This window comes from Mycolicibacterium agri, assembly GCF_002553505.1.
GTDB lineage: Bacteria > Actinomycetota > Actinomycetes > Mycobacteriales > Mycobacteriaceae > Mycobacterium > Mycobacterium agri.
Genome location: NZ_PDCP01000098.1, coordinates 1 through 18,977 on the forward strand (window position 1 = coordinate 1; position 18,977 = coordinate 18,977).

23 protein-coding genes are annotated in these 18,977 nt (G+C 67.0%); 15 read left to right on the top strand and 8 right to left on the bottom strand.

Going from position 1 to position 18,977, the window contains the following annotated elements; translation table 11 throughout:
• Positions 1 to 208 precede the first annotated feature (208 nt).
• The 5 genes from CQY20_RS29440 to CQY20_RS35735 all read left to right on the top strand — a co-directional run bounded on the left by CQY20_RS29440 (position 209) and on the right by CQY20_RS35735 (position 2,950).
• Positions 209 to 721 (top strand): methylated-DNA--[protein]-cysteine S-methyltransferase, encoded by a 513-nt coding sequence (locus tag CQY20_RS29440; protein ID WP_097944189.1) that lies wholly within the window; start codon positions 209 to 211, stop codon positions 719 to 721.
• Positions 721 to 1,446 (top strand): 2OG-Fe(II) oxygenase, encoded by a 726-nt coding sequence (locus tag CQY20_RS29445; protein WP_097944191.1) that lies wholly within the window; start codon positions 721 to 723, stop codon positions 1,444 to 1,446. The genes CQY20_RS29440 and CQY20_RS29445 overlap by 1 nt, the downstream gene beginning before the upstream one ends.
• Positions 1,443 to 1,709: an Ada metal-binding domain-containing protein gene (locus tag CQY20_RS29450; protein WP_207767336.1), complete on the top strand. Its 267-nt coding sequence runs from the start codon at positions 1,443 to 1,445 to the stop codon at positions 1,707 to 1,709. Before CQY20_RS29445 ends, CQY20_RS29450 begins: the two co-directional genes overlap by 4 nt.
• 72 nt (positions 1,710 to 1,781) lie before the next feature.
• Positions 1,782 to 2,597 carry an AMP-binding protein gene (locus tag CQY20_RS29455; RefSeq protein ID WP_234816475.1) on the top strand — a complete coding sequence of 272 codons (816 nt, stop codon included), beginning with the start codon at positions 1,782 to 1,784 and terminating at the stop codon, positions 2,595 to 2,597.
• 5 nt (positions 2,598 to 2,602) lie between these two features.
• Entirely contained in the window at positions 2,603 to 2,950 is a 348-nt protein-coding gene (locus CQY20_RS35735; protein WP_234816476.1) for an AMP-binding enzyme, read from the top strand.
• Here the strand turns inward: CQY20_RS35735 and CQY20_RS29460 are convergent.
• From CQY20_RS29460 to CQY20_RS34975, 3 genes are read right to left on the bottom strand one after another with little or no spacing between them, the layout of a single operon-like run.
• Complete coding sequence (locus tag CQY20_RS29460; protein WP_234816477.1) at positions 2,919 to 3,332, bottom strand: hypothetical protein; 414 nt, start codon at positions 3,330 to 3,332, stop codon at positions 2,919 to 2,921. The two genes, CQY20_RS35735 and CQY20_RS29460, sit on opposite strands and share 32 nt — an antisense overlap.
• A gap of 42 nt (positions 3,333 to 3,374) precedes the next feature.
• On the bottom strand, positions 3,375 to 4,007 hold the full coding sequence (locus tag CQY20_RS34970) for a class I SAM-dependent methyltransferase (RefSeq protein ID WP_165789312.1): 633 nt from the start codon (positions 4,005 to 4,007) through the stop codon (positions 3,375 to 3,377).
• On the bottom strand, positions 3,994 to 4,950 hold the full coding sequence (locus CQY20_RS34975) for an NAD(P)/FAD-dependent oxidoreductase (protein ID WP_165789313.1): 957 nt from the start codon (positions 4,948 to 4,950) through the stop codon (positions 3,994 to 3,996). The genes CQY20_RS34970 and CQY20_RS34975 overlap by 14 nt, the downstream gene beginning before the upstream one ends.
• A gap of 46 nt (positions 4,951 to 4,996) precedes the next feature.
• Here CQY20_RS34975 and CQY20_RS29470 point away from each other — a divergent pair, with 46 nt between their 5' ends.
• Entirely contained in the window at positions 4,997 to 5,575 is a 579-nt protein-coding gene (locus CQY20_RS29470; protein ID WP_097944195.1) for a type II toxin-antitoxin system RelB family anti-toxin, read from the top strand.
• On the opposite strand, the gene CQY20_RS29475 is transcribed toward CQY20_RS29470, so the two are convergent.
• The 4 genes from CQY20_RS29475 to cobC are packed head-to-tail and all read right to left on the bottom strand — an operon-like array spanning position 5,576 to position 9,571.
• Positions 5,576 to 6,694 carry a bifunctional RNase H/acid phosphatase gene (locus CQY20_RS29475; RefSeq protein ID WP_097944197.1) on the bottom strand — a complete coding sequence of 373 codons (1,119 nt, stop codon included), beginning with the start codon at positions 6,692 to 6,694 and terminating at the stop codon, positions 5,576 to 5,578.
• Positions 6,691 to 7,428 carry a zinc ribbon domain-containing protein gene (locus tag CQY20_RS29480; protein ID WP_097944199.1) on the bottom strand — a complete coding sequence of 246 codons (738 nt, stop codon included), beginning with the start codon at positions 7,426 to 7,428 and terminating at the stop codon, positions 6,691 to 6,693. Before CQY20_RS29480 ends, CQY20_RS29475 begins: the two co-directional genes overlap by 4 nt.
• Positions 7,425 to 8,552: a Nif3-like dinuclear metal center hexameric protein gene (locus CQY20_RS29485; RefSeq protein ID WP_097944201.1), complete on the bottom strand. Its 1,128-nt coding sequence runs from the start codon at positions 8,550 to 8,552 to the stop codon at positions 7,425 to 7,427. Before CQY20_RS29485 ends, CQY20_RS29480 begins: the two co-directional genes overlap by 4 nt.
• Complete coding sequence (gene cobC / locus CQY20_RS29490) at positions 8,549 to 9,571, bottom strand: Rv2231c family histidinol phosphate aminotransferase CobC (RefSeq protein ID WP_097944203.1); 1,023 nt, start codon at positions 9,569 to 9,571, stop codon at positions 8,549 to 8,551. The genes CQY20_RS29485 and cobC overlap by 4 nt, the downstream gene beginning before the upstream one ends.
• 47 nt (positions 9,572 to 9,618) lie before the next feature.
• Here cobC and CQY20_RS29495 point away from each other — a divergent pair, with 47 nt between their 5' ends.
• Genes CQY20_RS29495 through CQY20_RS29505 form a run of 3 tightly spaced genes read left to right on the top strand, consistent with a single transcriptional unit; the run spans position 9,619 to position 11,652 of the window.
• The gene (locus CQY20_RS29495) at positions 9,619 to 10,305 is read left to right on the top strand and encodes an HAD-IA family hydrolase (RefSeq protein WP_097944219.1); all 687 of its coding nucleotides are present in this window, start codon (positions 9,619 to 9,621) and stop codon (positions 10,303 to 10,305) included.
• 28 nt (positions 10,306 to 10,333) lie between these two features.
• Complete coding sequence (locus CQY20_RS29500; protein WP_097944221.1) at positions 10,334 to 10,831, top strand: low molecular weight protein-tyrosine-phosphatase; 498 nt, start codon at positions 10,334 to 10,336, stop codon at positions 10,829 to 10,831.
• A complete protein-coding gene (locus CQY20_RS29505) occupies positions 10,831 to 11,652 on the top strand; it encodes an SURF1 family cytochrome oxidase biogenesis protein (protein WP_097944205.1) in 822 nt (273 codons plus the stop codon). Before CQY20_RS29500 ends, CQY20_RS29505 begins: the two co-directional genes overlap by 1 nt.
• Here the strand turns inward: CQY20_RS29505 and CQY20_RS29510 are convergent.
• Positions 11,606 to 12,583 carry a cobalamin biosynthesis protein gene (locus tag CQY20_RS29510; RefSeq protein WP_097944207.1) on the bottom strand — a complete coding sequence of 326 codons (978 nt, stop codon included), beginning with the start codon at positions 12,581 to 12,583 and terminating at the stop codon, positions 11,606 to 11,608. The two genes, CQY20_RS29505 and CQY20_RS29510, sit on opposite strands and share 47 nt — an antisense overlap.
• A 35-nt stretch (positions 12,584 to 12,618) precedes the next feature.
• Between CQY20_RS29510 and CQY20_RS29515 the strand changes: the two genes are divergently transcribed.
• From CQY20_RS29515 to CQY20_RS29540, 6 genes are all read left to right on the top strand, one after another.
• On the top strand, positions 12,619 to 13,446 hold the full coding sequence (locus tag CQY20_RS29515) for an oxygenase MpaB family protein (protein ID WP_097944209.1): 828 nt from the start codon (positions 12,619 to 12,621) through the stop codon (positions 13,444 to 13,446).
• On the top strand, positions 13,443 to 13,832 hold the full coding sequence (locus CQY20_RS29520) for a VOC family protein (protein ID WP_097944211.1): 390 nt from the start codon (positions 13,443 to 13,445) through the stop codon (positions 13,830 to 13,832). Before CQY20_RS29515 ends, CQY20_RS29520 begins: the two co-directional genes overlap by 4 nt.
• An 11-nt stretch (positions 13,833 to 13,843) precedes the next feature.
• Positions 13,844 to 17,014, top strand: a complete 3,171-nt coding sequence (locus CQY20_RS29525; RefSeq protein ID WP_097944213.1) for an AAA family ATPase — start codon at positions 13,844 to 13,846, stop codon at positions 17,012 to 17,014.
• A gap of 15 nt (positions 17,015 to 17,029) precedes the next feature.
• Positions 17,030 to 17,404 (top strand): ArsR/SmtB family transcription factor, encoded by a 375-nt coding sequence (locus CQY20_RS29530; RefSeq protein WP_097944215.1) that lies wholly within the window; start codon positions 17,030 to 17,032, stop codon positions 17,402 to 17,404.
• A gap of 4 nt (positions 17,405 to 17,408) precedes the next feature.
• Positions 17,409 to 18,428 carry a cation diffusion facilitator family transporter gene (locus CQY20_RS29535; RefSeq protein ID WP_097944217.1) on the top strand — a complete coding sequence of 340 codons (1,020 nt, stop codon included), beginning with the start codon at positions 17,409 to 17,411 and terminating at the stop codon, positions 18,426 to 18,428.
• A 371-nt stretch (positions 18,429 to 18,799) separates the two neighbouring features.
• The coding region (locus CQY20_RS29540; RefSeq protein WP_474630429.1) for a transposase at positions 18,800 to 18,977 on the top strand (178 nt) is incomplete at its 3' end.

Sequence of the window (18,977 nt, forward strand, 5' to 3'; positions counted from 1 at the left end):
CCATCCCTCACTCAACCTCCTCAACATCGGCCGCGTTGTGGATAACGCGACCCTGTCAAAAAGTTTGAGTCAGTGGAACACAAATCCATCGAACATACGTTCGACACTACTCAGGGGACCGACAAAACTAGTCGCATGCCGCACCCTGAGCAGTCCGACAAACTCACACCTCGCCAGGCGCGGTCGTCTACTAGGTGAGGAGGAACTAATGAACACCAGACATGCGGTCATCGACAACCCACTGGGCGAGCTGACGCTGGTCTCTGACGGCGCCGCGCTGATCGGCCTGTACTTCCGACATCACTGGCACCGACCGCCAACCCAGCACTTCGGACCCAGTATCGAGACGACCACCGACGACGTGCTCGCTGCGACCCGGCGCCAGTTGACTGACTACCTAGCGGGCGAGCGGACCGATTTCGAGGTCCCTACCCGACTCGACGGAAACGACACGCATCGCCGGATCTGGCAGCGGCTCATCACGATCCCATACGGCCAGACGCTGACGTATGGCGAACTCGCGACGGAGCTTGCCGACGGCACGACGGCCCAGGAGGTGGGTGCGATGGTCGGCCGTAACCCGATATCGATTGTCGTTCCGTGTCATCGGGTAGTCGGCAAGAACGGGAAGCTCACCGGTTACGCAGGTGGCTTGCAACGCAAGCAGTTTCTGCTCAATCTCGAAGAGCCGGCCGAGCTGAGGGAGGCGCGGTTGTTCTGATGGCCGCAACGACTGCAACGAAATGGCACAAGCGCGTCGACTCCGCCGACTGGGCCGCGGTGACCGCGGAGATCAACGCCTTCGGCGGCGCTCTGCTGCCGCAGTTGATCACCAACTCCGAGGCGGCGAAGCTTCGCGGACTGTATGCCGACGACAGCCTGTTCCGCGCAACCATCGACATGGCCCGGTATCGGTTCGGCGAAGGGCAATACCGTTACTTCGACCGCCCCTACCCGCAGCCCATCGACGAGCTCAAGCATGCGCTGTATCCGCGTCTGCTGCCGATCGCCCGCGATTGGTGGGCCAAGCTGAGACGGACCGCCCCGTGGCCGGACGACCTCGACGAGTGGCTCGACATGTGCCACGCCGCGGGCCAGACCAAGTCGACGGCGATCCTGCTCAAATACGGCGCTGGCGACTGGAACGCACTGCACCGAGATCTTTACGGCGAGTTGGTGTTTCCTCTACAGGTCGTCATCAACCTGTCCGAGCCGGGCGTCGACCATACTGGCGGCGAATTCCTGCTCGTCGAGCAGCGGCCCCGCGCCCAGTCACGCGGTACCGCCACGCTGCTCCCCCACGGCCACGGCTTCGTCTTCACCACCCGCGAACGTCCGGTCGAGTCCGCTCGCGGATGGTCGGCAGCGCCTGTCCGGCATGGTGTTTCGGCCGTGCGCTCAGGCGAGCGGTTCACCCTCGGCCTCGTCTTCCACGACGCCGCATGACCGCTCGCGGCACCCTCGGCGGGCACCGGAAGACCCGCATCTACGGACGGCTGGACTGCCCAACGGCATTGCGCGCGATCGCCAAGGGCGGCTACGTCAAGCATCGCGTGTTCTTCGCCGACGAAGCCGCCGCCGTCGCAGCCGGTTATCGGCCGTGCGCGAGATGCATGCCGGACCGATACCGCGAATGGAAAAGCCGACGGCGGAAATGCGAGAAAGCGATTCAGCGCGGCGGACCGCGATTATCGTGCGGCAACACCTAAGCGGGGATTGCCATGTACCTGACCCAGGGGTTGCGTCGCGCAGCACAGATTCGTCCGCGGCAAGAATCGACCGTGTTCCGGCAGCGGCGCCGCGTCTGGTCTGAGACGGCTGACCGCGTCGCGCGGGTCGCGGGCGGGCTGAGAGAAGTCGGCGTGCGGCGCGGGGATCGTGTCGCAATCCTCGCGCTCAACAGTGACCGCTATTTCGAGTTGATGTACGCCATCCCATGGATCGGTGCGGTCTTGGCGCCGCTGAACATCCGGCTGGCGATGCCTGAGATCCGGGATATCCTCGACGATTCCGGGGCCCGCGTGTTGTTCTTTGACAGCGCGATGCAGGCACCCGCTCTTGAGGTGACCGGGCGGGAGTCGGCCATACAAGCGATGTTCTATCTCGACGACGCTGCGCCGGCGACGGGCGTCCGGTCCTATGAGCACCTCGTCGCGGCAGATCCGATTCCCGATGTCGGCGCCGGCGGCGACACGCTGGCCGGCTTGTTCTACACCGGCGGCACCACGGGGAAATCCAAAGGCGTAATGCTCAGCCACAACAACCTGGTGTGGAATGCGATGAACGTCATCGCGGGGATGTACTACGACCAGGACGCGACATACATCCATTGCGGCCCGATGTTTCATCTCGCCGACGGCGGCGCGACATTCGGTGTCACCGCCTGCGGGGGCCGTCATGTGCTCATTCCGCGCTTCGATGCTGCGGACTGTCAGCAGACGATGGAGCGGGAACAGGTAACACATGCCGCGTTGGTGCCGACGATGATCAACATGCTGGTGCACAGCCCTGAGATCGGCGAGGTCAATCTCTCGAGCCTCGCGGCGATGCCGGCTATTTCGCCGACGAGGGGTTTCTTTTCATTGTCGACCGGCTGAAGGACATGATCATCTCGGGCGGCGAGAACGTGTATTCGGCCGAGGTCGAGAGCGCGATCTCACTGATGCCAGGCGTGGCCGAAGTGGCCGTGATCGGCATTCCGGATTCCCAATGGGGCGAATGCGTCCACGCCATCGTCGTCCCGCGTCCTGGCGCCAATCTGACTGTCGAGGCCGTGATCGAGCATTGTGCCACCCAGATCGCCGGCTACAAGTGCCCGCGCACCGTCGAGTTCCGCGACACCCCACTCCCCCAGTCCGGCCCGGGCAAAGTGCTGAAACGCCAGTTGCGAGAACCGTTCTGGCGCACCCATTCAGCGGTCAGCCGTTCGGGCAGCTCGTCGTCGGGATGAACAGCGACCAGCACCACCCGGGGGGAAGCGGCGGAGTCAGGTTCGGCGGCGGAGGCGGCGGTGGCGGAGGCGTCGGTCCCTCGAAGATGTTCGACGCGACGTTGCCTTGGCCGTGGTAGACGTACCAATAGGTGTGACAGACGTTTTCATCCCACACCACCGGGTTGATCCGGCGATTTCCGGTCTGCACCGGCGGATCTCCGGGGCACCAGGTGCACGGGCCTTCCGGGCTGTTCTCCGGGCATCCGGGCCACGAACTGAGCGGCACGGGACCGCCGGGCAGGGCCTGCGCGGTGGCGGCCGGGCTCAGCCCGGCCAGCGCCACGCCCGCCGCGAGGAGTGCGCCGGTGACGATCCGTTGGCGCTTGCGCTTGTTGATCATGAGAAAAGTGCACAACCGCCGAATCGCTACCGATCCCAAGAATCAGCCTGGGTCCCTTCGGCGCAGCACGATCACGTTGTCCACCCACGGCGCCGTACCGCCGTCGGGAGTGCGGGCTTGCCGCTCGACCTGGTCGACCCGCACCCGCTCGAATTCCTCGTCGCTCAGGTTCAGTCCTGCGACCACCTCTTCGGGGCTGGGAAAGTCATGGACATGATCGAGCTTCGACGCCCATGGCGGCGGCGAGCCGTGATCGACGATCACCAGCACACCGCCGGGTCGCACCGCTTTGGCGGCCTCTGCGAGGATCTTCGACCGATCCAGATACACCGTTGAGTGCAGGAACTGCGCGGAGATCAGGTCGTACGTGCCCTCGGGGAAGCGCTCCGACAGATCGAGTTGACGGAAGTCGATGCGGTCTGCCACGCCACGGGATTTCGCCGCCTCGGCGCCGCGCGTCAACGCCGTGTCGGAGATATCGACGGCGACGACCTCCCATCCGCGTTCGGCGAGCCACACCGCGTCGGCGCCCTCACCGCAGCCCAGGTCCAGCGCTCGACCGGGTGGCAAATCGCCTGCAACTTCGGCGAATTGGACGTTGACCTGTCCGCTCCACACTCGGTCGTTTTCCTGGTAGCGCTTCTCCCAGTGCTCTTTCGTCTCATGCGTGGACATGTGTTCTCCATTCCGGTGCGGGCAATCCAACGTCGTCGGCAAGCAGGCTCTGCACCACGGCCGCCGCCGCCATGGAGCCGGCCGCGATGGCAGCGGCCACCTGCGGCATGGACACGGACAGGTCGCCCGCCGCGAAGACGCCGGGCGAGGTGGTGCGCATGAGCGGGTCAATCTCCACCGGGTTTTCGGCGATCGGCGTCGGATCGGCCGTAGCCGTGCCGAGTTGGTCGGCCAATAACGACCGCTGGTGCAATGTGGTCGTCACGAGTAGACCGCTGCGCGGCAGTCGGGTGCCGTCGCTGAAGACGACGGCCGCCAACTCGCCGTCCTCGGCGATCAATTCGGCCACCGGCCGCTCGTCGACGGGCACACCTGCAGCGGCGAGACGAGACCGCTCGTCGTCGCGCAGACCACCGGGCCCGTTGGTCAGCAGCACGACGTCGTTGCTCCAGCCGCGCAGCATCAAGGCCGAATGCACCGCGCGCTCACCACGGGCCAATGCGGCCAGTGGTTGGTCGCGCACCTCCCAACCGTGGCAGAACGGGCAATGAAAGACCGAGCGACCCCACAGTTCGGCTAGTCCGGGAATGTCCGGAGGCCGATATTGCATCCCGGTCGCCAGCAGCACACGCCGCGTCCGCTCGTGACGTCCATCGCCGAGGTCGAGCATGAAGCCATCGTCGTCTCGCACGCCGCCGACCACCACGCCGGAACGGACTTCGACGCTGGGGTAGGCGGTGAGCTCCTGTCGCCCCAGCGCGTACAGCTCCGCGGGCGGGCGGCCGTCGTGGCCCAACAGGCCACCGATTCCCGACGCCGCCAGGTTGCTTTGCTTTCCGTCGTCGACGACGAGGGTGCGTCGCCTTGCCCGGCCGAGGACCAGCGCGGCGCTCAGGCCCGCGGCGCCGCCACCGACGACCACGCAATCCCACACATCAGTCATGAGACCAGGTTGCACGGCGCCTGGCGTTCTGCCAATGTTTTTTGCCATGCAGGCAAAGAAGGACTCCGAGGACGACGTCGACCTTCGTGTTCGACGCCGGCTGCGTGAACTGCGCGCACAGCGCGGCCTCACCCTCGAGGATGTCGCCCGCCGAGCCCGCATCGACGTGTCGACGCTCAGCCGACTCGAGTCAGGCAAGCGCCGCCTGGCCCTGGACCACCTTCCCCGGCTCGCCGAAGCACTGTCGGTCAGCACCGACGAACTGCTGCGCGTGCCGGAAGCGCCCGACCCGCGCATCCGCGGCGCGTCGCATACCCACAACGACATCACGTACTGGCCGCTGACCAGACAGGCCCCCGGCGGATTGCACGCCTTCAAGATCCGCATCTCCGCCCGACGCCGAAAACCTCCCGCCGAGTTACCCGTTCACGAAGGCCAGGACTGGATGTATGTGCTGTCCGGCCAGGTTCGACTCATCCTCGGCGAGCGTGACTTCGTCGTAAAGCCCGGCGAGGCCGTCGAATTCAGCACATGGACACCCCACTGGTTCGGCGTGGTCGACGGGCCCGCCGAAGCCATCACGATCTTCGGTGTGCACGGCGAGCGGATGCACCTACACGACTGATCACAGGTACGACGTGTCGTTGACCAGCCGCACCGAAGAGGCGCCGTCCGGGTAGAACTCGGCGATCGACAGCGACGCCAGATCGAGGTGCAGCCGGTACAGGATGCCGGGCCCGGCGTCCAACGCCAGCCGAAGCACCGTCTTGATCGGCGTCACATGCGACACCACAAGGATCGTCTGCCCGGCGTATTCGTTGATGATTCGGCCGCGCGCCCGCTGTATCCGTTGGGCTACGCTGTCGAAGCTCTCCCCGTTCGGTGGGTTGACACTGGTGTCGCGCAACCAGTTTCGGTGCAATTCCGGGTCACGTTCGGCGGCCTCGGAGAAGGTCAGGCCCTCCCATGCGCCGAAGTCCGTCTCGATCAAGTCGTCGTCGACCGTGACGTCGAGACCCAGCGCCTTGGCCGCCTTGGCCGCCGTGTCGTAGGCGCGTTGCAGCGGCGACGTGAGAACCGCCGCGATGCCGCCGCGTTGTCCGAGATACTGAGCGGCCGCGTCGGCCTGACGGTGGCCGATGTCGGTCAGCGCGGGGTTCCCCCGACCGGAATACCGTCGCTGCTTGGACAATTCGGTCTGCCCGTGGCGCAGCAGCAGGAAACGGGTCGGCGCACCGCGGGCACCGACCCAGCCAGCCGGTGACATCGGAGCATGCGCCGGTCTTTCGGTGTTCTGCTCGGCCTGCGGGTCCAACTCAGCGGCCGGCGGGTCCAACTCCGCAGCCGCCGCGTCCATCGCCTCGTTCGCCAGACGGTCGGCATGGGCATTGTCGTCGCGCGGGACCCAGGTGTAGGTGACGCGGTCGAACTTAGCCGCCAACGACTTCGCTTCTGCGACCAGGTCTTTCAGGTCGGCGTTCTTGACCTTCCAGCGACCGGACATCTGCTCGACGACCAGCTTGGAATCCATTCGCACGTCGACCTCGGTGGCGCCGACCTTGGCCGCTTCCGTCAAACCGGCGATCAGACCGCGGTATTCGGCGACGTTGTTGGTGGTATGCCCGATCGCCTCTTTGCTTTCGGCCAACATCGTCTTGTGGTCGGCCGACCACACCACCGCGCCGTAACCCGCGGGACCGGGGTTTCCGCGCGCCCCGCCGTCGGCCTCGACGATCACCTTCACTTAGCGCCGTCCTTCACCCGCAACAGAATCGCGCCGCACTCCGGGCAGCGCAGCACCTCGTCTTCGGGAGCCGCCGCGAAGCGCGCCAACTCGCCGCGGTCGATCTCCAGCTGGCACGCGCCACACCGGCGACCCTGAAGCCGGCCTGCGCCGGTACCGCTGCGTGCGCGCTGCTGCTCGTACAGCGACACCAGATCGGCATCCAGGTGGGCGGTCAATTCGTCACGCCGCGAGACACATTGGTGCCTGGTCTGCTCGATCGCGGCAAGCGCCTCGTCACGGGCATGCTGGGCCTCGGCCAGCTCGCTTTCCAGCGCGTCGATCTCGGCGAGTGCCTTCGACTGGTCGGCCTGTAGCTCCTCGCGGCGCTCCATCACCTCGAGCAGCGAGTCCTCCAGGTCGGCTTGGCGGCGTTGCAGGGTCTCGAGTTCGTGCTGCAGGTCGGTGACCTGCTTGGCGTTGATCGCTCCACCGTCGAGCATCGCGCGGTCCCTGTCCTCGCGGGCCCGCACCGACTCGATCTCGGATTCGAACTTCTTGATCTGCGCGTCCAAGTCCTCGAGCGCCAGCCGCAGCGCGGCCAATCTGTCGTTGGCCTCGCGGTGGTTGCGCTGGACCTCCTCGAGGCGCTGCTGCTCAGGCAGGTGGCTGGACCGGTGCTGGATCCGGCTCAGTTCGGCGTCGACCTCTGCCAGCTCGAGCAGCGAACGCTGTTGCACGACTTCAGCTTTCATGGCTCGTTTCTCTCAATGTTCCACGGATCCGTGCGGATCGCCGACACCCGCACGGGCAGCGAGTCACCGAAGTGGCCGCGGAGGAGTTCGGCGGCCTGGGTGCACCACGGGTACTCGCTCGCCCAATGTGCCACATCGATCAGCGCGACATCGCAGCGCCTGCGGTGTTCGTCGGCCGGATGGTGCCGCAGATCGGCCGTCACGTAGGCATCGACTCCGGCGGCGGCCACCACGTCCAGCAGCGAGTCGCCAGCGCCGCCGCACACCGCCACCCGCGAAACCAGGGTGTCGTCCTCGCCCGACGCTCGGATCCCCCACGACGTGCGCGGCAGCGCGTCACGCACCCGCTCGACGAAGCCCGCCAGCGGCAATGGCGGCGACAGCGAACCGATGCGGCCAAGGCCGACGTCCTCGGGAACGGGGGCCAACGCGAAGATGTCGAACGCGGGCTCCTCGTACGGGTGCGCCTTGCGCAGCGCGGCGAGCACACGGGCACGCAGTCTGGCGGGGGCGATGATCTCGATGCGATCCTCGGTGACCCGCTCGACCGTGCCGACCTCACCGATCGTGGGGTTGGCGCCTTCGTGGGCGAGGAACTGACCGGTGCCGGAGACGCTCCAACTGCAGTGCGAGTAGTCGCCTATGTGGCCTGCGCCCGCGGCGAACATCGCTTCACGCACCGTCTCGGCGTTCTCGGCGGGTACATACACCACCCACTTGTCCTTGTCGGGCGCACTAACCGCAGGCGCCAGCACCTCTTCCACCGTCAGCCCCAGCGCCTCGGCCAGCGCGTCGGACACCCCTGGCCTGGCCGAATCGGCGTTGGTGTGGGCGGTGAACAACGCCCGCCCGTTGCCGATCATCCGGTGCAGCAGCGCCCCTTTCGCGGTGTGCGCGCCGACGGTGTCGACGCCGCGCAGCAGCAGCGGATGATGCGCGAGCAGCAGGCCGCGCTCGGGTACCTCGTCGACGACGGCCGCGGTGGCATCCACCGCGACGGTCACCGAATCGACGTCGTCGTCCGGATCGCCGCACACCAGCCCGACCGAATCCCAATCCTGGGCCAGCGCAGGCGGATACGCCTCATCCAGCACGTCGATCACGTCGGACAATCGGACACTCATGGCATCACCTCGATGATCGCATCGACCAACTCCCGCCAGTCGGGACGGACTGCTGCTCGCAGGAACTGCCCGTCCAGCCCGACGAAGGTGTCGCATCGGCGCACCGCAATACCTCTGTCATCCAGTCGCTTTCGCATCAGCTCGGCGTCGGCGACGCCGAACAGGACGAATGGGGCACACCCGTCCACCACCGTCAGGCCAGCCGCCGCCAACCCGGCCGCCATCTCGCTGCGCAACTCCGCCAGCCTGCGTGCCCCGGCGTCGGCTTCGGCCACCGCCTCCGGCGTGCAGCACGCGGCGATGGCCTCCAGTTGCAGCGTGCCCAGCGGCCAATGTGCGCGCCGCGCCGTCAACCGCTCGAGCACGTCGGGCGCGCCCAGCGCGTAGCCGACCCGCAGGCCGGCCAGCGACCAGGTCTTGGTCAGGCTACGCAGCACCACCACGTCCGGCAGCGAGGTATTGGCCAGGCTCTCGGTCTCGCCGGGCACCGCGTCGGCGAACGCTTCGTCGACGACGACGATGCGGCCCGGCCTGCGCAGCGCGAGGATCTGGTCGCGGGGATGCAGAACCGACGTCGGGTTGGTCGGGTTGCCGACCACTACGAGATCGGCGTCGTCGGGCACGTCGGCGTCGGCCAGGTGGTACGGCGGTGCCAATACAACGTGGTGCAGCGGAACCCCAGCCGCCGCCAGCGCGGCCTCCGGCTCGGTGAACGACGGCGCGATCAGCCCTGCCAGGGTGGGCCGCAGATTGGGCAGCAACGCGAAGCCCTCGGCCCCGCCGGCCAGCAGCGCCACCTCGTCGCTGGAACGGCCATGCCGGGCGGCCACGGCGGCGACCGCCCGCTTCTCGTCGGCAGCGCTGGGATAGCTGCCGAGCTCGGTCAGCCGCGACGACAACCGGTCGAGCAGCCAGGGCGGCGGCGCGGCGGCGCGGACGTTGACGGCGAAGTCCAGCATGCCCGGGCCCGCAGCCTGGTCGCCGTGGTAGCGGGCGCCCGCGCGGGTTGTACTTGGCACAGTCACGACCCTAATGCGCCGTCAGAGACAATGGATGTGTGACGACCCTGGATGACACCGCCGCGGCGACCAGCGCCAGTTCGCAGGATTCGACGCCGCAGCTGGTGATCTTTGACCTCGATGGCACCCTGACCGACTCCGCGCAGGGCATCGTGGCCAGCTTCCGTCACGCCCTTGGCGAAGTGGGTGTCGAGGTCCCCGACGGTGACCTGGCCAGCCGTATCGTCGGCCCGCCGATGCACCACACGCTGCGTGAGATGGGGCTCGAGGACCCCGACGCCGCAATCGCGGCCTACCGCGCCGACTACACGACCAGGGGCTGGGCGATGAACCGGCTGTTCGACGGCATTCCGCAACTGCTGAGCGACCTGCAGGCCGCGGGTGTGCGGCTGGCGGTGGCCACGTCCAAGGCAGAGCCCACCGCGCGTCGGATCTTGGCGCATTTCGAGCTCGACGGCCATTTCGAGGTCATCGCCGGGGCCAGCCTGGACGGTGTGCGCGCGACGAAATCCGAGGTGATGGCCCACGCACTCGCACAGCTGGAGCCGCTGCCCGAACGCGTCATGATGGTCGGCGACCGGGCCCACGACGTCGAGGGCGCGGCGGCACACGGCATCGCGACGGTGGTGGTGGACTGGGGCTACGGCCAGGCCGACTTCGACGAGCCCGATGCGTTGCCCCCGGCGGCGCGTGTCGCGACAGTGGACGACCTACGCGAGGTACTCGGTGTCTGAGAGGGCTGAGATGGCTGAGATTTCCGAGATGTCTGAGGCTCGCTTGCACATCACTTTCATCTGCTCGGGAAACATCTGCCGTTCCCCAATGGCGGAGAAGATGTTCGCGCACCAGATCAGCCAGCGGGGGCTGGCCGAGGCGGTGCGGGTCACCAGTGCGGGCACCGGCGGCTGGCACGTCGGCGAGGGCGCCGACAACCGCGCCAGCCGCGTGCTGCGCGACCGCGGCTATCCGACCGATCACCGTGCGGCCCAGATCAACGACGACCATCTGTCGGCCGATCTCGTGGTCGCGCTGGGCCGCAATCACGAGCGGATGTTGCGGGAGATGGGGGTGCCGCCCAGCAGGCTGCGGATGCTGCGGTCGTTCGACCCGCGCTCGGGTGCGCACGCGCTCGACGTCGATGACCCCTACTACGGCACCCACGAGGACTTCGAAGATGTCTTCGCCGTCATCGAGGCGACACTGCCGGGACTGCACGCCTGGGTGGACGAACAACTCGCGGGGCGAGGGATCGCGAGCTGATGAAGAGGTGGGCGTTCCTGCTCCGGCCAAGCTGGCTGGCGCTGATCGTCGTGGTGATCGCGTTCGCCTACCTGTGCTTCACTGTCCTGGCGCCCTGGCAGCTCGGCAAGAACACCAAGACCTCGCGGGAGAACCAGCAGATCAGCCGATCGCTGTCGGCTGCGCCCGTTCCGCTCACAAGCGTTCTCCCCCAGCAGGATTCATCCGCTCCCGATGAGCAGTGGCATCGGGTGACGGCGACCGGTCACTACCTCGCCGATCGTCAGGTGCTGGCGCGGCTGCGGGTGGTCGAAGGCGATGCGGCGTTCGAGGTGCTGGTCCCCTTCGTCGTCGACGGCGGCCCGACCGTTCTGGTCGACCGCGGGTACGTCAAACCCGAACAGGGTTCGCGGGTGCCGGACATTCCACCGGCGCCGACGGAGGCGGTCACCATCACCGCGCGGCTGCGCGACTCCGAAACCGCCCCCCAGGACAAGCCGCCGTTCCGCGAGGACGGGGCCCAGCAGGTGTACGCGATCGACACCGCGCAGATCTCGACGCTGCTCGATGTTCCGCTGACCGGGTCGTACCTGCAACTGGTCGAGAATCAGCCCGGCGGCCTCGGCGCGATCCCACTGCCGCATCTGGATGCCGGCCCGTTCCTGTCGTACGGCATCCAGTGGATCGCCTTCGGCATCATCGCCCCGATCGGATTGGGCTACTTCGTGTTTGCCGAGGTCAAGGCGCGCCGACGCGAGAAGGCCGCCGAACAGGCCCGCGCACCGAGCGCGCCACTCACCACCGAGGAGAAGCTCGCCGACCGCTACGGCAAGCGGCGCTGACCGCGACGATCGCCAGCGCGGCGCTGGCGGCCTGAACGGCCCGCGACAGCCGCACGGCGCGCGCCAGGTCGGTGGTCTGCGGTGCGGGCCCGTCACCGAGGGTCGGCCGGATCTCCAGCCGGTGCGCGTATTGCGTGGGCCCGCCGAGCCGCACGCCCAGCGCCCCTGCGAACGCCGCTTCGACGACGCCCGCGTTCGGGCTGGGATGGCGAGCCGCGTCCCGCCGCCACGTCCGGATCGCGCTCGCGGGTGAGCCGCCGACCGCGGGCGCGCAGATCGCCACCAGCACACCGGCCACGCGGGCCGCGGCGAAATTGAGCAGGTCATCGAAACGCGCTGCGGTCCAGCCGAATCGCTGATAGCGCGGCGAATGGTGGCCGATCATCGCATCGAGCGTGTTCGCCCCGCGGTACATAAGCAGCGCGGGCACGCCACCGACCGCAGCCCACAGCAGCGGAGCGACCTGAGCGTCGGAGGTGTTTTCGGCCACCGATTCGAGCGCGGCGCGGACCAGGCCGTCGGCGTCCAGGGAAGCCGGGTCGCGACCGCACAGCGAGGGCAGCAGGTCCCGGCCGCCGTCGATGTCGCCGCGGGTCAGTAGATCCGCCATCCGGTCGCCGGTGCGGGCCAGCGACGTGCCCCCGAGCGCAACGAACGTCGTCGCCGCGGTCAGCGCCGCTGCCCATGCAGGGCCCCGCCGTGCGGCGTACCGCTCCCCCGTGACGCCGAGGACCGCGAGCCCGCCGAGCAGCGAGGTCACGTGGAGTGCACCCGCCAGGCGGGTGTCGGAGTAGGTGAATCGCTCGAGGCCGGCGGCGGCGCGGCCGAACAATGCCACCGGGTGTCCGCGCCTGGGGTCGGCGAAGACGAGGTCGGCGAGGTAGCCGATCGCGATGCCCGCCGCCCTGGCCGGATACTTCGGCACAAACACGCTGCGAGCGTCTCACAAAGTGATGTACTCAGATCATGAGGCTAGGTGCGCCGCGGAAGCCGACCCGCGTGGTCGACCTGATCAACCCGGCCGCGATGTTGGCGCCTGCGGCCAATGTGATCATGCAGTTGTCGCTGCCCGGCGTCGGATACGGCGTGCTGGAGAGCCCCGTCGACAGCGGAAACGTCTACAAGCGCCCGTTCAAGCGGGCCCGCACCACCGGCACCTACCTGGCCGTGGCTACGATGGGCACCGCTGCCGACCGTCAATTGATCCGCGACGAGATCGACAAGGTGCATGCACTGGTGCGCTCGACGGAGTCAAGCCCGTTGCCCTACAACGCGTTTGATCCCCGGCTGCAGCTGTGGGTCGCCGCCTGCCTGTATCGGTACTACGTCGACCAGCACGAATTCCTCTACGGCCCACTGGATGACGCGTCCGCCGACGCCATCTATCAGGACGCCAGGAAGCTGGGCACGACGCTGCAGGTACGCGATGACATGTGGCCGCCGGACAGGGCAGCGTTCGACGAGTTTTGGAAGCGCACACTCGACGAACTGAGGATCGACCCGCCGGTGCGCGAACACTTGCACGGGGTTGCCGCTATGGCCTTCCTGCCCGCGCCGCTGCGGCTGTTGGCGGGCCGGTTCAATCTCTTCGCGACCAAGGGCTTCCTGCCGCACGAGTTCCGTGAGCTGATGAAGTGGTCGTGGTCGTCGACGCAGCAGCGCCAGTTCGAAGTGCTGCTGACCGCGCTGCGGATCGCCGACCATGTGATCCCGCGCGAAGTGTGGCTGTTCGGCTATCGAATGTATCTGTGGGACATGCGTGCTCGGGCACGTCGAGGGAGGCGGGTGGTATGACGACACTCAATCATGTCGCGGTGACGGTACGCGACGTCGACGCCAGCACACCTTGGTATCGCGCGCTGTTCGGCAGCGATCCGGTGCTCGATGAACACACCGACGCGGGTTTCCGGCATGTCGTCTGGGCATTCGACAACGGCACATTGTTCGGAATCCATCAGCACGACCGGCCCCTGGAGGGCGAGGATTTCACCGAGTTCCGGGTCGGGCTGGACCACGTCAGTTTCGGCTGTGAGAACCGCGCGGAATTGCAGGCGTGGGAAACGCGCCTGGACGAGCTCGGCATTTCACACGGCGGCATCGTCGACGCCCACTATGGATCCGGGCTGAGCTTCCGCGATCCGGACAACATAACGCTCGAATTCTTCGCTCCGCCTGGGTAAGAGGAACCGTTGTGTCGTGCCGCGCGTGTGGCATCGAACTTCTGGAGAACGCCCGGTTCTGCCACGGCTGCGGCGCACCTGTGGCACGGCCGGAGACGCGCGCGGAGTACAAGCAGGTGACGGTCGTCTTCGCCGACGTGGTGCACTCCATGGACATTGCGGCTGCCGTTGGCGCCGAGCGTCTTCGCGAGATCATGGCGGAGCTCGTCGAACGGTCGGCCCGCGTCGTCGAGCGCTACGGCGGGACCGTCGACAAGTTCACCGGCGACGGGATCATGGCGGTGTTCGGAGCGCCGATCGCCCTGGAAGACCACGCGGTTCGCGCATGCTACGCGGCGCTGGCCATCCAGCAGCAGGCGATGCAGTTGGCCGCGGAAGTGAAACGCCGCGATGGCCTCGACTTCGCTCTGCGGGTGGGTTTGGACTCGGGAGAAGTCATCGCGGGGGAAGTCGCCTCAAGCGCAGGCGGATACACCGCCGTCGGGGAGCACGTCGGACTGGCACAGCGGATGGAATCGGCTGCCCCGCCCGGTGGCGTGTTGCTCAGCGAGTCCACCGCACGGTTGCTTGAGCACACCGCTGTTCTGGGCGATCCGGAATCCGTGCTTGTCAAAGGCATTGACGAGCCTGTGCTCGCGCGTCGACTGCTCGGGATGCACTCCCCTCACGCCGGTGCACGCCCAGGCGATGCACCATTGGTCGGGCGCGGCTGGGAGATCGCTGCGATCGAGGCCAACTTGCAGCGATCGGTCGACGGCTACGGCTCGGCCGTCGCGCTGGTCGGACCGCCGGGTATCGGCAAGAGCCGACTGGTGCGCGAGACCGCCACCAAGGCAACAAGTCACGGTGCAGACGTTTTCTGGGCCTTCTGCGAATCGCACACAAGCGACATACCGTTCCACGCGGTCGTCCAGCTCCTGCAGGCCGTCGTCGGATTGCCCGCGCTCAGCCATGAGGCTGCGCGCAACCGGCTGAGAGACCGTCTCAGAGATGCCGACGAAGACGATATCGCCCTCTTCGAGGACCTCATCGGCGTTCGGAGCCCCACTGCCGCTTTGCCCAAGATCGATCCCGACGCGCGGCAACGCAGACTTTCGGCCTTGGTGAAAGCCGCAGCGGTCGCGCGCGAAACACCCGCGCTGTACATCGTCGAGGATGTCCATTGGATCGACGACGCAAGCGACGCCATGCTCGCCGACCTCTTGACGGTGATTCCCCAGGCGCGTGCCATGGTGCTGATCACGCACCGCACCGAATTTCACGGCGCGCTCAGCCGCGTCCCCGGCGCGCAAACGCTGACACTAGCGCCCCTGAGCAACACGGACACCGTTGAGTTGGCGCGCGAGCTGCTCGGGCCGGATCCTTCGGTGGACGAGTTGATCGGGACGGTGACAGCGCGATCCGCCGGCAATCCGTTCTTCACCCAGGAGATCGTGCGCGACCTCGTCGAACGTGGGGTCCTCGTCGGCGAGCGCGGCGCCTATAGGTGTCCACAAGGCGGCGCGGAGGTCAGCGTTCCAGCCACGCTGCAGGCGACCATCGCCGCCCGCATCGATCGCCTGCACCCGCCCGCCAAGCGGACACTGGGTGCCGCAGCGGTGATCGGCATGCGGTTCGACACCGAACTGTTGAGCTCCATGGGTGTGGACCCGATCGTCGACGAACTGCTGCAGGCCGAGCTCATCGACCAGGTCACCTTCACCCGGCACCCTGAATACGCATTCCGGCATCCACTGATTCGGACCGTCGCATACGAATCCCAGCTCAAGGCCGATCGCACCGCAATGCACCGCAAGCTTGCCGCGGCCATCGAGTCGCGCGACACGTCGGCGGACAGAAACGCCGCGCTGATCGCTGAGCATTTTGAGTCAGCCGGCGATCTGCGCCCCGCATATGGCTGGCACATGCGGTCCGCCGCATGGTCGCAGAGTCGCAACATTGCGGCGTCAATGACGAGCTGGGAGAGAGCATCCCGAGTTGCCGATGAACTGCCCGTCGACGACGAAGAACGCTTGAATCTGCAGATTGCGCCGCGCACCATGTTGTGCGCCAACAGCTTCCGTATTCGTAATCGAAACCTCGCCGCAGAATTTCAAGAGTTGCAAGACCTGTGTGACCAGGCCGGCGACAAGAGATCGATGGCCATCGCATCCGTGGGGTCGATCGGTGAAGACCTCATCGAAGGGCGAGCCGCGCACGCCGCCAGGACGGCGAACGAACTGCTGACGCTCGTCGAGTCGATCGGGGATCCGACGCTAACCGTCGGGGTCGGAGTCATCGTGACGGCCGTCAAGATGGTGGTAGGCGAGATCGGTGAGGTGCTGCCGTGGGTCGACACACTGATCGACCAGGCCGACGGCGATCAGACCATGGGCGACTACGTGATCGGATCTCCGCTGGCGTGGGCATATGCGATCCGGTCCACGGCCCGCTGGTGGGTGGGCCTGCCCGGGTGGCGAGAGGACTTCGACCGCGCTATCGAGATGGCCAAGGACGCCGATCCGATATCGAAGGCCGCGGTGATGACGCACACCTATTACAACGGGATCGGATGTGGTGTGGTCGTCGCAGACGCTGAAGCGTTCCGCAACATCGATGAGGCACTGCAAAGCGCCGAACAAGCTTCCGACGATATCGCTCTTGCCCTTGCGCTGCTCACGAAATCAAATGCGCTGCACCAAGATCCCACGCAACGTGAACACGGAAACGAACTGCTGATGCAGGTTCGCGAAATGATCTGTGAGGGACGCTATTACCGCACCATGCTGCCCGTCATCGATGCACGTGACGCGGAGGTGCGGCTTTGGCGAGGCGATCGCGATGCGCTCTCGCAGTTGCGTGCGAGCCTCGATGATTTGTACACCACACGAGTCCTCGGCTTCTGCCCATGGGCCACTGAGTTACTCGTAGGCGCCTTGCTTGAGGGCGGCGCCACAGCGGACGTCGAGAAGGCCATTCCGGAGGCGGACGCCGCCGTCGAGCGCCTGTCGACCCATCCAGTGCTCGACGGATCGGTCATTCGCGACCTCGCGCTGCTCAGATGTCGCGCTCTGCTGGCTCGCGCCCGCGGCGACGCTGCGGCATACCGGGAACGCGCTACTCGCTACCGGGATCTGGCGACGACGCTGGGCTGCGAAGGCCACATCAAAACCGCGGCCGCGATGTTGGGAACCGGCCTCTAGCGCTACTATCTGCGTATGAATGCAGATAAGCACAAAACCATCGCCGAGGATCAGGTCCGGCTGGTGGTCGAAGTGCTGAGGATGCTCGCCGACCCGACCCGCATCCAGGTCCTGTGGGCGCTGCGCGATGCCGAAATGTCGGTCAACGAATTGGCCGAGGCCGTCGGCAAGCCGGCGCCGTCGGTGTCGCAGCATCTGGCCAAGCTGCGAATGGCGCGTCTGGTGCGCACCCGCCGCGCTGGCACCACCATCTTCTACAGCCTCGAAAACGAACACGTTCGCCAACTGGTCACCGACGCGGTGTTCAACGCCGAACACGCCGGCCCCGGCGTGCCGGCCCACCACCGCGCGGATCCGGCTGTGCGTTCGCTTCGCGCTCAGGAGGGCTAAGACCATGGCCCACCTAACCCGTCACGACCACACGCATACTCACGAGCACCACCACCACGACCACCGACCGGGATTGCGCGGCGTCATCAAAGAGGTTTTCGCGCCGCACTCCCACGATGCGGCCGACAGCGTCGACAACGCGCTGGAATCGTCGGCGGCCGGCATCCGCGCGGTGAAGATCAGCTTGTTGGTGTTGAGCCTGACCGCGGTAGCGCAGGTCGTCATTGTCGTCGTGTCGGGATCGGTGGCTCTGGCCGCCGACACCATCCACAACTTCTCCGATGCGCTGACGGCGGTACCGCTGTGGATCGCCTTCGCGCTGAGCACCAGAGCGGCGACCCGCCGCTACACCTACGGATTCGGCCGCGTCGAGGACCTCGCCGGGCTGTTCGTCGTCGCGATGATCGCGTTGTCGGCGATCATCGCCGGCTACGAAGCCGTGATCCGGCTGATCCACCCGCGAGTCATCGACCACGTCGGCTGGGTCGCGCTGGCCGGGCTGATCGGATTCATCGGCAACGAATGGGTGGCCCTCTACCGAATCAGGGTCGGGCGCCGGATCGGCTCGGCCGCCTTGGTCGCCGACGGCCTGCATGCGCGCACAGACGGATTCACCTCGCTCGCCGTGCTTTTCAGCGCGCTCGGCGTCGCCCTCGGCTTTCCGCTGGCGGATCCGATTGTCGGCCTGCTGATTACGGTCGCGATCCTGGCGGTGTTGCGCACCGCCGTGCGCGACGTGTTCCGCCGCCTGCTCGACGGCGTCGATCCGCACTTGGTCGAGACCGCCGAGCGAACGCTGGCGGCCCGCCCCGGCGTGCGCTCCGTGCGCAGCGTGCGGATGCGCTGGATCGGCCACCGGCTGCACGCCGACGCCGAACTGGACGTCGACCCGAGGCTCAACCTGAGCGAGGCCCACCACATCGCGCACGAAGCCGAGCACGACCTGACCCACGCGGTGCCGAAGCTCACGACGGCCTTGATCCACGCGTACCCGGCGCACGACGGCGCCGCGGATGCGTCCTGAAGTTGGTGGGCGCGGACGGTATCGAACCGCCGACCGCTGGTGTGTAAAGCTGCCGTGCAGCGTCTCCACCGTCTCAGCGAGTGCCGGTGATGTCGATATGTCCTGGTGGCGAGTCCCAGCTGTGTCACCGCGTCCACCGTTTCACGGGTCGTTGCTGCGCGTCTTGGCACACTCTGGGCACACCGGGGGGTTGGGCTCACAGCGCGCGATCCGACGACACACTTGTCAAAACTCGCCGTCGCGCCAAGCACGGACCGATGGGGGCGCCCGGTGCTTGACTGGCGTCGGCGTCAAGTCCGCCTCGGCCTCGCGACCGCTGAATCGCCCTGGAAATGCTGGAGGCTCCTGACCTTGGAAACGAGGATGCAGGTATGCCGAAGGAACAGTCGCCTGGGAAGCCCACGACGCGCCGTTACAGCTCGGAGGAGAAGGCTGCTGCGGTGCGGATGGTCCGCACGCTGCGCAAAGAGCTGGGCACCGAGCAGGGCACGGTAGCGCGGGTGGCCCGTCAGCTCGGCTACGGCGTGGAGTCGGTGCGCTCCTGGGTAC

Excerpts from the sequence above, each read along its gene's own strand:
- CQY20_RS29440 (WP_097944189.1), top strand. The coding sequence starts at position 209 with ATGAACACCAGACATGCGGTCATCGACAACCCACTGGGCGAGCTGACG.
- CQY20_RS29445 (WP_097944191.1), top strand. The coding sequence starts at position 721 with ATGGCCGCAACGACTGCAACGAAATGGCACAAGCGCGTCGACTCCGCC.
- CQY20_RS29450 (WP_207767336.1), top strand. The coding sequence starts at position 1,443 with ATGACCGCTCGCGGCACCCTCGGCGGGCACCGGAAGACCCGCATCTAC.
- CQY20_RS35735 (WP_234816476.1), top strand. The coding sequence starts at position 2,603 with ATGATCATCTCGGGCGGCGAGAACGTGTATTCGGCCGAGGTCGAGAGC.
- CQY20_RS29460 (WP_234816477.1), bottom strand. The coding sequence starts at position 3,332 with ATGATCAACAAGCGCAAGCGCCAACGGATCGTCACCGGCGCACTCCTC.
- CQY20_RS34970 (WP_165789312.1), bottom strand. The coding sequence starts at position 4,007 with ATGTCCACGCATGAGACGAAAGAGCACTGGGAGAAGCGCTACCAGGAA.
- CQY20_RS34975 (WP_165789313.1), bottom strand. The coding sequence starts at position 4,950 with ATGACTGATGTGTGGGATTGCGTGGTCGTCGGTGGCGGCGCCGCGGGC.
- CQY20_RS29470 (WP_097944195.1), top strand. The coding sequence starts at position 4,997 with ATGCAGGCAAAGAAGGACTCCGAGGACGACGTCGACCTTCGTGTTCGA.
- CQY20_RS29480 (WP_097944199.1), bottom strand. The coding sequence starts at position 7,428 with ATGAAAGCTGAAGTCGTGCAACAGCGTTCGCTGCTCGAGCTGGCAGAG.
- CQY20_RS29485 (WP_097944201.1), bottom strand. The coding sequence starts at position 8,552 with ATGAGTGTCCGATTGTCCGACGTGATCGACGTGCTGGATGAGGCGTAT.
- CQY20_RS29500 (WP_097944221.1), top strand. The coding sequence starts at position 10,334 with ATGTCTGAGGCTCGCTTGCACATCACTTTCATCTGCTCGGGAAACATC.
- CQY20_RS29505 (WP_097944205.1), top strand. The coding sequence starts at position 10,831 with ATGAAGAGGTGGGCGTTCCTGCTCCGGCCAAGCTGGCTGGCGCTGATC.
- CQY20_RS29515 (WP_097944209.1), top strand. The coding sequence starts at position 12,619 with ATGAGGCTAGGTGCGCCGCGGAAGCCGACCCGCGTGGTCGACCTGATC.
- CQY20_RS29520 (WP_097944211.1), top strand. The coding sequence starts at position 13,443 with ATGACGACACTCAATCATGTCGCGGTGACGGTACGCGACGTCGACGCC.
- CQY20_RS29530 (WP_097944215.1), top strand. The coding sequence starts at position 17,030 with ATGAATGCAGATAAGCACAAAACCATCGCCGAGGATCAGGTCCGGCTG.
- CQY20_RS29535 (WP_097944217.1), top strand. The coding sequence starts at position 17,409 with ATGGCCCACCTAACCCGTCACGACCACACGCATACTCACGAGCACCAC.